Here is a 13,724-nt window from a genome sequence, read left to right on the forward strand (position 1 = left end):
GATAAATATTTAGCAGATTTCTTTAAAATCATACAAAAATTTATTGCTTGATGAGGTATATAGTCCTATATTTTTCGGCAACAGAGATTAAGATTAACTTCTAAATTAATTTACAATATGGTGTCATTTCAGTTATCAGTTATCAGTTGTAAATTTTCTAGTATTATATTTTTCTATATGGATTCTATATGGATTTAATACCTTATATCTACACAGTGTACATAATTGGTTGGGGTTAATCCCATGGAATGGCAACTTTTTAGTATCCCCATCCATTTCTTCCTTCTTCCTTCTTCAAAACAATGAAATGGTGAAAATTACCACGTTGAAAAATCAAATCCTCAATCCGATAGCTCAAATTTTTATCCTAGGCTTAATTTTCGGAATTTCTTATACTCAAGACCCTCTATATACCTCAAATCAACATACTAAATTTTTGCAAGGATTAGCTAAAGCTGATTTAGGTTATTTAAACCAAGATTGGTTAGCGAATACACTCGACCCTCTACCTGCTTTTACCTTTTTAGTTCAAGTCACTTATACTTACTTCCATGAAAACTTTTTCTACTTTTATTACATCCTAATTTTTGGCATCTATATTTACAGTATGCTTGGCATTGCTTCAGTAATTTTCAAAATTAATACTTCCCGACTGAAACTACTAATTTATTTTCTCCTCCTCCTGACTATCCACTGTCTACAAATCAGAATATTTGACTTTAAAACTCATGTACATCTACACTATGGTTTAGCCGAACAATATATTCTCGGTGACTATTTTCAACCCTGTACATTTGGGGTATTAATTATCTTTTCTATCTATGCCTTTCTCAGAAAAAAACCTTTTTTAGCAGTCTTAGCTTTAGGAATAGCTGCAACTTTTCATCCCACATATCTTCCCAGTGTAGCTTTACTAACTTTAGCTTATACGACCGCCACTTTTAACGAAGTCAGAAGTCAGAAGTCAGAAGTTAAAAGTTATTTTTGTAACGGGAATTTGAGCAAGCTTCCAAAAATATTTCGCCTTAAAAGGCAGGGTTTTAGACACAATTATTTTGATAAAAATGAAAATAATCTCAAAAAATCATTATTAATAGGTGTCGTTTCATTTATCTTTGTCTTACCAGTAGTCAGTTATATGACTATTACTTTTAGACCCACATCTCCAGAGCTTTTTCAAATTTCTGAAAGTTTACTTGTCAATCGAATTCCTCATCATTCCTTCCCGGATATTTGGTTAACTGAACCTGCCGCCCCAATTCAAATCTTAATAGTAGCGATCGCTCTCTATCTTCTCCGCAAAACTCGATTATTTTTTATCTTATTTTTTCCCTTTGCTGCAGCAACTATTCTGACAATAATTCAAATAATTTCTGTCAGTAATACTCTGGCGTTTCTTACCCCTTGGCGAGTATCCGCTTTTTTAGTTCCGATTTCTACTTGTATGATAAGTGCCTATATTGTGACTGTTATTTTTGATAGATATTATCCCCAGATTCTGAAATACAAAAAAATACTTGAAATTAGCACTTTAGTAGGAATATATCTTTTCATCTTGTCAGGAGTCGGAATACAACTAGAAAAGCTAACTATTAATCAAAAAGATACGCCAATTATTATGGAATATGTCAAAGAAAATAAACAGGTGGGAGATATATATTTAGTTCCTTACGCTTCTGGGAAATTCGTTGATTTTAGAATTGCTACAGGTGCGCCAATTTTGATTAATCTTAAATCTCATCCCTACAAAGATACAGAAGTTATTGAATGGCACAATAGATTATTAATGGCACAGCAATTTTATGATAATTCTGCTATAGCTAAATGTCAGGCTTTGCAAAATTTAATTGATAAATATCAGATAACTCATATAATTATTGAAAATGATGATTCTATTCAATGTTCAGGAGTAGAAAAAACTTATATAGATAATTTATATAAAATGTATCAAGTTATTGCAGAATAGCTACTATTGAAAAATTTTGTTTCCCTTCTTCCTTAGAAGGAAAAAGCAAGAAGCAAGAAGCAAGAAGGAAAAAAGAAAAAGTGAATGGGGACTCAAATCCCAACCAATTGTAAACACCCTGTAGACGGCGGGGTATTAAACCCAAAATAAAAAGAGAAACAGCTACCATTGACAAAATAATCCCTATTTGATAATTTTCAAAAAAATTACTAACCAAAAAATGCTGAAAAGGGTCTAGATTAATCTAGGGAAAGCAAAAAAAAAGAATTATTTCCAGACAAAAAGTACAAGAAATCAGGCATAGTTCATAAATTCATAAAAATCATCATCACTACCCTTTCCTTGAGTATTGAATTGGAGGTTTGAGTTATGAAAAAGCAGATTTTCAAGAACAGTATTGCAGAGTCAACTTTGTTGAAGCTTTCTCAAATTGATTTGGTGGAAATTCCCAATCAAATAGAGGTTTGTGTTATGAAAAAGCAGATTTTCAAGAACAGTATTGCAGAGTCAACTTTGTTGAAGCTTTCTCAAATTGATTTGGTGGAAATTCCCAATCAAATTGAACCTAAAATCTACGACTTACCACCTTCTTTAATGCTACCCTTTCCTTGAGTATTCAATTGGAGGTTTGTGTTATGAAAAAGCAGATTTTCAAGAACAGTATTGCAGAGTCAACTTTGTTGAAGCTTTCTCAAATTGATTTGGTGGAAATTCCCAATCAAATTGAACCTAAAATCTACGACTTACCACCTTCTTTAATGCTACCCTTTCCTTGAGTATTCAATTGGAGGTTTGAGTTATGAAAAAGCAGATTTTCAAGAACAGTATTGCAGAGTCAACTTTGTTGAAGCTTTCTCAAATTGATTTGGTGTAAATTCCCAATCAAATTTAACCTACCACCTAAAACCTACCACCTAAAACCTACCACTTAAAACCTACCACCTACCACCTTCTTCAAGAATGTTCTATAAAAAACCTTATTTTACTTGGCTAAAAATATTTATTGCCATTACCTTAATCTTAGGAATATGTTTCAGATTCATAAATATTGACCGTAAAGTTTACTGGTATGACGAAACAATTACCTCCTTAAGAATTGCTGGTTATACTAGAGGCGAATTAGAAGATATAACCGATGAAGCTGACATAATTAGTGGAAATTTTTTCCACCAGTATCAAGGAACTAACCCTAATAAAAATGTCATTAATACTATCAACTCTTTAGCAACAGAAAACCCCGAACATTTGCCAATTTATTTTGTACTACTAAGATGGTGGGTACAATTATTTGGTCATTCTGTAGCAGTAACCAGAAGTTTCTCAGCTTTGACCAGCTTATTAATATTTCCTTGTATTTATTGGTTATGTCGAGAATTATTTAATCAACCATTAGTTGGAGAAATAGCGATCGCTCTGACGGCAGTTTCTCCAATTTCAGTGTTATATGCTCAAGAAGCACGGGTTTATAGTTTATTCACAGTCACAATTTTATTATCAAGTATTGCCTTACTTCGGGCAATGAAAATCCCCACTAAACGTAACTGGCAAATTTACACAGTAAGTTTAATCTTTGCCTTATATACTCATCTTTTTTCCATATTAGTAGCCTTGGGTCATGGATTATATATACTTTTAATAGAAAAACTAAAATTAACCAAAAAATTAAAATCTTATCTCCTAGCATCTGTTTCTGGATTTTTAATTTTTTTACCATGGTTTATAGTAATAATTGAGCATTTCGATGGCACAAAATGGGTATCTCAAACAGCACCTTTATTAACCTTGTTGAAAAGATGGTTGATTAATTTAAGTTTTACTTTTATCGATATTCAAATTGGCTCTTCAGAAAGATTATTTGATGTCAAAAATATTGTTTTTGATAACGATGCTTTATTAAGTCTCAATACAATCTGGCCGTATCTATTATTGATAACTTTAGTCTTAGTAATATACTCAATTTATTTTATTTGTCGGAATACACCTAAATCAGTAAATCTGTTCATCTTAACCTTGATATTATTAACTCCCATAACTTTAATAATTCCCGATTTAATCTCTGGTGGACAACGTTCAACTATTCCTCGTTATTTCATCCCCAGTTACTTAGGAATTCAAATATCTGTTGCTTATCTTTTGGCTACAAATTTAACCAACTTTAGTAACCAAATTCAATATAAAATTTGGCAAATAGTGACAGTTACTCTAATTTCTGTAGGAGTAATATCTTGTGGAATTAGTTCCCAAGCAGAAACTTGGTGGCATAAATATAGTAGTTATTATGACCCCCAAGTAGCAAAAATAATTAACCAAACAAACAACCCACTTGTAATTAGTAATCATTCCCTGAGATTAACTTCTCTCAGTTATTTACTTAATCCTCAAGTTAAATTTCAATTTGTAGAAGTGGGTGATGTACCAGAAATTCCTGATGGCTTTAGTCATGTGTTTATATTTCGCCCAGAATGGAGTTTAATTTCAGGATTAGAAACACAAGAAAATTCTCAACTTAACTTAGTTCATGATTTCGGCGAACTCTGGATTTTACCTAAATAGGGTTTGCTGAAAAAGTCTTTTTGCTGGGGTAGGAGATAGGAGACAACCCACCCCTAACCCCTCCCAGGAGGGGAGGAGACAGGAGGAACAGGGAATGTAGAGGAGGTAAGAGTAAGAATTTCCCTTATAACTGAATTTTTCTGCCCAACTCTTGCACAAAATGCTAATTTTTTGAGCTTTTCGGTCAAAAAAGCTGGCACTTTTTTTAAACCTAAAACAACTAAAACCTTTATCTATAAATACTTTGATATTTAATCAGCAAGCCCTAAATAAACTACAGGCAATAGAAATGCTATTTGCTTAACCATAAAATTAAACTTAAATTAGTAGAAGCAGAAGCGGATGCCCTACCTAAAAATTCCGATAATTTTACCGATATATTTAGAGCTTGCTGAATAAATCTAAAAGTCAAGATAGCTAAGGTAATGAAGCTTTTTATATTCAGTTTATCTCCAAGTTTATGGCTCTTATTGGCATCAATTTACTGAAATTTTCTGCTGAAATTCAAGAAAATTTCTTCATAATAAAATTGCCGAAACCGTTGCCTGTTACTCCACAAATCGACCCGTCTCCGCATCTCCGTGTCCCCGTGTCCTACCCCCACCAACCAATTTTTTCAGCAGACCCTATTTATATCTCACCCGGAGATAAGTTTTATAGCACTATGCAAATAGGTTAGGACATTTATAAATTCTCAAACTCAGTCAGATATTACTTTTAACTTTTAACTTTTGACTTTTAACTTTTGACTTGCGCGTAGCGCTATATTTCTCAATTAGAAATACAAGGAAATTATCAGCTCAAATTAATTCACAACTTTGGTGAACTCTGGAAATTAATTAAAAATAAATAATCAAGATTTTGCTAAATCATCACAATCTCTGAAAAACCCTCTACTTCAGAAAGAGGAGGATGAAAATTTTTGGGAGCAATAATCAAAAATTCCGAGGTGCGATCATCAACTGGAAGGTCAAAAACCCAAAAGCAACACCAAGCAATTTCTCAAAATCTGATTCTCAATCTCTATAAACTAGCTTCGATGACTCCAGAGGAATCACCGAATGCAGTGTTTAATTTATTCTGTCCATAGCCTTAGACAGCCATCGGAACTACANCCCTTGCGCCTATCGGCGGCGCGGGGTCTGACCGCTTGCGTCTTTCGCCGACGCGGGTTCCCATCCGCAAAATGTTTATCGAAGCGTTTATGTCCCTGTCATGGTGAGCTGCACACTCTGGACAATCACACTCTCTAATACTTAGAGGTAATTTTTCTACTGTGTGCCCACAACTAGAGCAACGCGCGCGAACTAGGGAAATATCTATCAATTTTGATTAACTCTCGGCCATGCCATTCAGCTTTGTATGCTAATTGCCTGACTATAGTCATTTAACTTTAGATTGAGACAAAGCTTTCTTACTCTGAGGAAGTTTCAGACGAAAAAACGTCTCATTTTTAAGTTAAACAACTATAACTCTCCCCAGTTGGCATCACTACCCACTCCTCTTGCTCCCCTCCCGGGAGGGGATGGGAGTGGGTTGTGATTCTTGACCATATTTTTTACCGCTAAATCTTCAACTACAATAGTTTGATTTTCTCTAATCAGTTGAGTGGGCGCGCTTATTGGTATAGTCAAGCCTTGAATCTTTGATTTTTGCGTGTATCCTCGCTACTTTTATCCTAGCTTTGTGATAGTTATTAGAGCCTTTGGTTTTACGAGAAAGTGATTTTTGGGCTAACCTCAGTTTTTTGTGTAACTTGTAATGGTTCTTTGGGTTAGCAAATTTTTCTCCATTTCAATACCTAAAAAGTGCGCTTGTTTTAGTCTAAAACATTCAAAAAGTTAGCATTTTAGGCAAATCGAGGACAGAAAAATTGAGAGACAATTCTTACTTCTACCTCCTTTAAATTCCCCGAACTCCTGTCTCCTGTCCCTTGACTCCTGACTCCTTCTTCTATATTTTGTGGGTTAAAAAGTTAGCAAATATTTCTGGATAGGATTTAACTCATTTCTCCAAAAGACACATTCTCTTTGATAGTCTGATAAGTTATCTGCCAAATAGTGTCTGTGTTTTTCTGAAAAGTGACCAGGTCCACAGAAAAAGGGATGATGTGGCGTGCGAGTATAATAGCTGTAAAATATAGCGCATCTATCTACTTGAGTAGATGGTTTTCCTCGATGAACAAGTCGGGCTGTATCAACAAAAATCACAGTTCCTTGTAAACCTGTAAACGATTTTAAATTATCTAATAAGCTGGTGGGAATCAACTTTAATAGGTTTCGGTGACTAAGAGGTTTATGGGGTCCAAGAAAAGGATAATGCTTTTTCAAAATATTCAAGATAATTGAACTGCTTTGTTTCTCAAAAATTTCAAAAGGACCACCATCGTCAGTTACATCGTTAAAATACACTGCTACTTTAAGCATACGTTTATCTTCTTTATCAATATGCCAATACCCATCCTGTTCGCTAACAAATTTAGACCGATGAAGACGAAATGAAGGAAAGCCGTAGGCTACTGGACTCTTGAGATAATTCTCAACAACTTTCAACAGAAAGGTATTCAATCCCCAACGATAAATATCACAGTATTTAACAAACTCAGTAGAAGGAGCAATTACTGAATATTGATTACCATCAGAATTACCTAGAGAAGAATTATCAAGTTCTTGACGCAATAATGACGATTGCAGAATAAGCTCAGTAGTTCTCGGAAGATTTAAAGATGCTAAAGAAGATACATAAACTCCTTTTTCTTCTAATTCTTTGACAATAACCGAGACAGATGAATCAATAGAAGATAAATGGTTTCTATGAAGATCATGGTCTTCTTTTTGCATCAACCAACCATCAATTGATAAAATCCGCATCAGATAAGCTAGTAGTTCTTTTTTAACCTCAGGAAGTCTAGATAATATTTTTGAAGGTAAATAGGAAAAACTTTGTAGGCTCATAGGTTTTTTTTCTAAAATCACTGGTAATCTCTTTCAATAGTAAATATACAAAGATAAAGCAATAACAAATCAGCATCTTAACTAAATCTTTATCTAGATAAATATATGTAAATACATTAGTTTTTCAAATATTTCTAACACCGGATGAAACAATTCAAATTTTCCAAAATTATACTAAGTGTAAAAATAACACAATTAGGTCTATACAAATATTTGATGAATTTTATATTTAATACCAAGATTATCTATCACCATAATTTTAATCATTAAATAATGTTGATTTATATTAAGTAATTATGCCAATATCTCTCACTATTTATCAATCAAAAATCAAGATATAATCACTATTTCAAACTATTTATTTGTATTTGTTAAATTGAGCGATCGCTAACTTCTCACAACTGCTATAGCAGTTGTGAGAAGGAAGAAGCACTGAAGTTGGAAAAATCTTGCTTTGTCTGAGTTTTAAGCTTTTTATCTGTCCTAACTTTTGCTATACCAAAATTTTCACTTTCTTCTCAGGAAAGCGATCGCTAATCATCAAAAAGTAGTTTCAAAGCAAAAATTAGACAAGAAGGAAAAAGTATAGGTTTTACTTATCAAGTCAGCTATTAAAATTGTTTATTCCAATCAAACAAGCCCTGATTTTTCCCAAATCATTACAAAATATTTCACGAACTTGCGTTATTTCAGCGATTTGGTATCATTTAGATACATAGTTTATTATGCCAATGTTGTATTTAAAAATAAGAAATTTTATCTAGAAAAAGCTACAACCTTCTATTCTTCGTTAATATAGGGTGCAAAAATTTATACCTTCTCTACGGATGAATAAATCTTTGCAAGATGCAGCTACTATCAATTTCTTGATTTTTGGAGTATGTAGCCTGGAAACTTGGCAAAAGAATTATCACGCGTAGACCCAAAAGGTACATCTCAACATTGTTGGGAATGTCTGAATAAAGTCTCTAAAAGTTTATCAGAACGCTGGCATTCATGTCCTAAATGTGGACAGGAACTAGATAGGGACTATAACTCACCCACCCCTCTAGCTCCCCTCCCGGGAGGGGATGGGGGTGGGTTGGATTGTTGTCAACACAGGAGGAGGACATCACTTCTGTTAAAACTGCGGTCAGTTTTTCTCTGGCTGAAGAATCCCGCGCTCTCCCCTAGGGGAGCGTCGGGAGTATGTCAATGAGGGCATAAAATTCAACAACAACCAGATATGCATGCTTTGTGAGCTATGCGAATATGAGCGAAATTAGAACAGGAGTAAAAGTCAGTCTATCCGCAATGTATAGAATTTTAAAAAAAATCAATATAAGTAGAAAAAAAAAGTATTTGTGCTTCGGAACAAGAGAGAAGATATTAAGCAAAAACGTTATGAGTATCGAAAATGGCTGGATGCGCGTAGACATAAATAATTTGGTTTTTGTGGATGAATCAGGAGTAAATTTAGGAATGACTCGTCTTTATGGTCGAGGAAAAGTAGGAGAGAGAGTAGTCAGCAATGCTCCTAGAAATAAAGGTAGAAACACAAGTGTCTTAGGAGCCTTAAGCTTGGATGGTTTAATAGCATCAATGACGGTAATTGGTAGTACAAATAAAAATGTATTTGAAACATATGTAGAGCAAATTTTAGTACCTCAATTATGGCGCTTGAGCAATTGTATTGATGGATAATTTAAGTATTCACGGGAGGGCTAATAATTGAAGAATTAATTAACAAGGGCAGGAGCCGAATTAATATTCTTACCAGCCTACTCTCCAGATTTGTCACAAGCCCGAATTTGAAGAGTCAAAATTTAAAAATTTCCTCCGTTCTTATCAGCCTCGAACTTCAGAACAATTGGATCGAGTTATTAGTAAGTGCGTTCGCGGAGCGTGGCGTTAGCCGTATCGCTCAAATTACTGAAGATGATGCCATGGGTTGGTTTGAACATTGTGGTTTATTCATATGAAAACTGCTGTAAGTCTGGATAATTAGTGATGAAAAAACCTATCTTCTTACACTGGGCAAATATCCCTATTATTCCCGCTCATTACTCCCTACTCCCTTATTTATAAGTATTCAAGCGGACATGATATTATTCTTCTACCAAAGGCAATAATTCTAACTGATAAAGATACAAGGCTACAGGATGATTACCTGCCACAAAATAATCAGGGTCTTGAGGTGATAAATAAATTGCAGTTATCTGATTTGCCTCAATTATTTCTCCTTGATTTTCATTGATAATGTGATGATAATCTGTAGTTGTTTCTACCTCATTTAAGTAAATCATTGTCTCACCCTGAAATAGTTGCTGAGTTATTTCGCAGGTAATAAAATTATCTGGGTTTAATTGTTCGTTTGCCCTACTGGTAATAACTGAAATTAACTCTAGATTATCTCGCAAAATAGTTGTCTGACGATTAGGATTATTTTGGTCAATTTTTACAGATAAAATTGCATCGTCGCCCAAAAGTGCTTTGCCAATATTTAATCCGTTAAACTCTCGATCTGCAATAACCGCTTCTGGGGGTAAATCTGATTTTTCAGTAGACCAATATATAGGTAAATTAATTAATCTTTGTTGGGATATTCCTTCGAGCTTCAAGTTTGGCTCTAACTTAATAAATCTAACTTTAAAATTTACTGATTGATGCAAATATTTACGATTATTTTCAAAACCTGGCGTAACAATTTCTGGCGCTAATGGTGCAACCATATCTATTAAAGTGCTTTTAACATTCCAATTTCCTGCCATCCAGTCTGGATAAATTAAGTCTTCTTTAGCAATACTAATTGATGGTTTATTTTCCCAGTTAGGAAAATCGTTAATTCTGGAAGTAAGTGTTCCTGCTATTGCATTATTAGCCCGAAGTAAAATAATTGTAATTAAACATAAGCTCCAAATTACTTGCCAGAATTTTTGATGATTTTTTCTTTTGTGCATTATTATAGTCGAGATTATTTGTTGAATAATTTCCTAGTGTACCATTTATATTTGAGATGTTTGATTTAATCAAATATTCATCCTTTTTTGTCGGATAGTTGCTGCGAAGTTCGTTCCTCAAGCCAACCTAGATAATTTAAGTTTTTTTGGTTCTAACTGAACTATATTGGCTTATAAGATTTGTTTTTGTCACAAGGTGTTGTTATCTATAAATCTCAGCATCAACTTTGTGAGCTTTCTGACAATATCCCCTCACTTTTAATACCATTTATCAAAAACTTTTCTACATTTTGTTGAGCAGGAGACCCACCCCTCGCCCCTCCCCCTCCCAGGAGGGGAAATAGGGGAGTAGGGGAGTGGGGGAGAAATAAAACCCACATTCCGCACCACAAAATGTAGTATATAAGAAGAAGTCAGGAGACAGGAGACAGGAGACAGAATTTTATCAGAAAATCATAGCTGCCGTGATTGAGTAATCAATCAAACAAGTATTTATGCGTAAATTTTTGACTCGGAATTTGATCGACGAAAAAAGTAATGGAGATGATTTGCATAGTATAAATACTTACCAAGCTACGGATTTATATACTACTTATAACGTTACAAATTGAAGTGCGGAATTTGGGATAAAAAGTAAGAAGAATTCATATTAACTGGGCTATTTTTAGCAAAAAAGTAATTATATCTGTTTTGATTAATTAATAACTGAAGTCTTACCCAAGAATAGCGTTACTTTTAGGAATTGGTATAAAACATTCTCTCAATTATACTTTTAACAATTCTTCGATCAAATCACTTAAATTCTGTAAATCATAAATTCTTTATTGGTGATTAAAGCAAGATTTTAAGTTGAGTTTTCCTAACTAAATAATTGAAAGCTTCGCCAGAGATGAGTAACTAAAGTTTTATACTATTGAGATGATCTCATATTTGAAAATGCTGATTTGAGTCATATCAACTACAGTACAATAAAATCTTTCCTGTTTGATACCAGATTCATTTCTAAGTTGCATAGAATAATATTTTAATCAGAGTTGACTGTAAATCTAGATAGACAAGTTAATAAATTTCATAATTCTGTGCCACCTCACATAAAATTGGTATCACACTCAATACCTAACACCTACTACCTAATATCAACATACTTTAAAATGTAAAAAGGATTATTGCCTGGAAAGCTGGTATCTATAAATTTATATAAATAAACAATCTCGAGATTTTTATACTCAAGTATCTTGATAATTTAAAAATGAACTTAAAGTAACACAATCTCCTTGTTCTTGAGATTCAAATAAAGCTTCTTCTGCTGCTAAAAACAGACTACTTGGTTCATTTTCGCTAGGGATTGTACAAGCAATTCCCATACTCATAGTTACTATAGAATTAGGTAAATTAGTCAACATATCTCTGTCAGGAGATAAAGTTAGTTCTTTGATTTCCCGAATAATTACTTCAGCAATAGAAATTGCTTTTACGCCATCTATTTTCGGCAAAATTATTATAAACTGTTCGTTTTCTTTGTTGAAATGTACATTTTTAATATCCTGTAAAATTAGAGAAATTTTTTTTGATATAACTTGTAAACAATTATGAATAAATTTAGTTCCATATTGATTTTTATAAACTTTATAATTATCTATTTCACCTAAAATCAAAGCAATAGGATAGTTTTCGGCGACTATATTATCCCATTCAATCTTAGTGTAGAAGTTAAAAAAATTATGATTACTCATTTTAACAGAATTAATATTTGTAAAAACTGGTGGATTTTGATCGTCTTGATTTTTGTTTTTTTCTTCCACAGTTTTATAACCTGTCTCCCCTAATTTTTGACCTTGAAAATAGAGAGAATATAACTTACAGCAAGGAACACAAATATTTCCATCTATTTTGACTAATCCTAAATTTTCTAGTTGATAAGTAATCATTGGTTCCAATTGAATATTCGTTGGTTCTGTAATTAACTGTGTAAATGTAGCTGCCAGTTTTGTTTGTTTTTGCAATACCATCCATAAACTGCGTAAATAATCACTATAAATTCCTCTTTGAGTAGGAGCATATTTTAATAATTCTTCAAAAGTTAAATTGTGATAATATAAATTATCTAAAGCCAGATGTACTAAATAGGGATGCCCGCCTACTAAATTCATCAATTCTTGTATTTGTTCTTCTTGCAACTTTAGTCTATAACGTTGAGCAAAATCTTTAACTTGTTCTAGTGTAAATTCAGATAATCTAATGGCTAAACCAAGATTAAATGGTGATTGATTCACACTTAATGAAACATATATTTCAGTAGCATGAACTAACACTAATCGCAGTTTTTTCCAGATTTCTACTATCCGAGCTTGTTCATGCCAAAATCGTAATAATGGTAAAAAATCCTGAGTGATTTTAGTATATTTAAAGACGCAATTAACTTCTTTAAAAATCAACACTACAGGAGTATCAATTTCATATAATAATTCTTCAACAAAAATCGTACAACATACCTTATATCCTATATCTGCGTCCCAATAATCATCTATATTATAAGTCGATTTTAGCTGTCTACTAAGATTAATACAAAACCAACGTAAAAATTTTTCTGTACTCTCAAAAACTGCTGTATCAGTCTCTAAAAAATCTATAGTTATGATTCGGTAATCTAAAGTTTTAGTGTAATTAATCAGTCGTAGTAGGAAAGAAGTTTTTCCCACTTGCCTCGGCCCTCTAATCCTAATTAAACTACCTGGAGTAGCAATTTCTTGATATGCATGTTCTTCGCAAGGCGATCGCTCGATATAAAATCTGGAGTTAATTGCTATGGGTGCTCCTGGACGATCTGGCCTAGGAGCTATACTTTCTGAGTGAGGAATATATGTCATCAGATTTAAAAGATTTTGTATACATTTATAACAGTTTTAGCTTCATTAGACTACAGTTATATATAAGGTCTCTACAAGGATTATAGTTTTTACTGAGTATTTCATCTTCCTGAAAAATGCTCTAATTTATATTCAGATATAGCCATTTGAAATGAATAGTGAAAAATCCAAAAATAGATGAAATTTTCGTAATTCCTACCCTCATTTTATAGTTCCTAAATTCTATGGATATTCTCTACCAGATCCAAATCTAAGGTTGATGTTATTTGTATAAATATAATACTATTTTATTTAATATTTAAATCGTAAATTTGGCTCAATATCTACTTCTATATGTTTTTTTATTACTAAATACTTAATAAGACCAATACTACCGGAAAATTGATAATTTATATATTTTAAGATTGATTATTCAAACATTTTGAACAAAAATTTATAATAGACA

At 32.9% G+C, this 13,724-nt stretch carries 12 protein-coding genes; 6 read left to right on the plus strand and 6 right to left on the minus strand.

Going from position 1 to position 13,724, the window contains the following annotated elements; translation table 11 throughout:
• Nucleotides 1–307 precede the first annotated feature (307 nt).
• The 4 genes from F6K15_RS08990 (at nt 308) to F6K15_RS09005 (ending at nt 4,519) form a co-directional block, all read left to right on the plus strand.
• Nucleotides 308–1,966 (plus strand): DUF6798 domain-containing protein, encoded by a 1,659-nt coding sequence (locus F6K15_RS08990; RefSeq protein ID WP_293059995.1) that lies wholly within the window; start codon nt 308–310, stop codon nt 1,964–1,966.
• Between the two features lie 369 nt (nt 1,967–2,335).
• Nucleotides 2,336–2,578 (plus strand): hypothetical protein, encoded by a 243-nt coding sequence (locus F6K15_RS08995; RefSeq protein WP_293059997.1) that lies wholly within the window; start codon nt 2,336–2,338, stop codon nt 2,576–2,578.
• A gap of 23 nt (nt 2,579–2,601) precedes the next feature.
• On the plus strand, nt 2,602–2,742 hold the full coding sequence (locus F6K15_RS09000) for a hypothetical protein (RefSeq protein ID WP_293059999.1): 141 nt from the start codon (nt 2,602–2,604) through the stop codon (nt 2,740–2,742).
• A gap of 184 nt (nt 2,743–2,926) precedes the next feature.
• On the plus strand, nt 2,927–4,519 hold the full coding sequence (locus F6K15_RS09005; RefSeq protein WP_293060001.1) for a glycosyltransferase family 39 protein: 1,593 nt from the start codon (nt 2,927–2,929) through the stop codon (nt 4,517–4,519).
• Nucleotides 4,520–5,611: 1,092 nt separating this feature from the next.
• Here the strand turns inward: F6K15_RS09005 and F6K15_RS39035 are convergent.
• The 4 genes from F6K15_RS39035 to F6K15_RS09015 form a co-directional block, all read right to left on the minus strand.
• Complete coding sequence (locus F6K15_RS39035) at nt 5,612–5,845, minus strand: zinc ribbon domain-containing protein (RefSeq protein WP_375341052.1); 234 nt, start codon at nt 5,843–5,845, stop codon at nt 5,612–5,614.
• A gap of 140 nt (nt 5,846–5,985) precedes the next feature.
• A complete protein-coding gene (locus tag F6K15_RS39040) occupies nt 5,986–6,153 on the minus strand; it encodes a hypothetical protein (protein ID WP_375341053.1) in 168 nt (55 codons plus the stop codon).
• Nucleotides 6,116–6,262, minus strand: a complete 147-nt coding sequence (locus tag F6K15_RS39045; protein ID WP_375341055.1) for a transposase — start codon at nt 6,260–6,262, stop codon at nt 6,116–6,118. Before F6K15_RS39045 ends, F6K15_RS39040 begins: the two co-directional genes overlap by 38 nt.
• A gap of 224 nt (nt 6,263–6,486) precedes the next feature.
• The gene (locus F6K15_RS09015; protein WP_293060003.1) at nt 6,487–7,494 is read right to left on the minus strand and encodes a hypothetical protein; all 1,008 of its coding nucleotides are present in this window, start codon (nt 7,492–7,494) and stop codon (nt 6,487–6,489) included.
• A gap of 874 nt (nt 7,495–8,368) precedes the next feature.
• Between F6K15_RS09015 and F6K15_RS09020 the strand changes: the two genes are divergently transcribed.
• Together F6K15_RS09020 and F6K15_RS09025 are read left to right on the plus strand one after the other, a co-directional pair.
• Complete coding sequence (locus F6K15_RS09020; RefSeq protein ID WP_293060006.1) at nt 8,369–8,671, plus strand: zinc ribbon domain-containing protein; 303 nt, start codon at nt 8,369–8,371, stop codon at nt 8,669–8,671.
• A gap of 185 nt (nt 8,672–8,856) precedes the next feature.
• Nucleotides 8,857–9,156 (plus strand): transposase, encoded by a 300-nt coding sequence (locus F6K15_RS09025; RefSeq protein WP_293060008.1) that lies wholly within the window; start codon nt 8,857–8,859, stop codon nt 9,154–9,156.
• 404 nt (nt 9,157–9,560) lie between these two features.
• Here F6K15_RS09025 and F6K15_RS09030 read toward each other — a convergent pair whose 3' ends face one another.
• Complete coding sequence (locus F6K15_RS09030) at nt 9,561–10,412, minus strand: DUF6816 family protein (RefSeq protein ID WP_293060011.1); 852 nt, start codon at nt 10,410–10,412, stop codon at nt 9,561–9,563.
• Nucleotides 10,413–11,638: 1,226 nt separating this feature from the next.
• Complete coding sequence (locus F6K15_RS09035; protein ID WP_293060013.1) at nt 11,639–13,279, minus strand: AAA-like domain-containing protein; 1,641 nt, start codon at nt 13,277–13,279, stop codon at nt 11,639–11,641.
• Nucleotides 13,280–13,724 lie beyond the last annotated feature (445 nt).

This window comes from Okeania sp. SIO2B3, from assembly GCF_010672525.1.
Taxonomy (GTDB): Bacteria; Cyanobacteriota; Cyanobacteriia; order Cyanobacteriales; family Microcoleaceae; genus Okeania.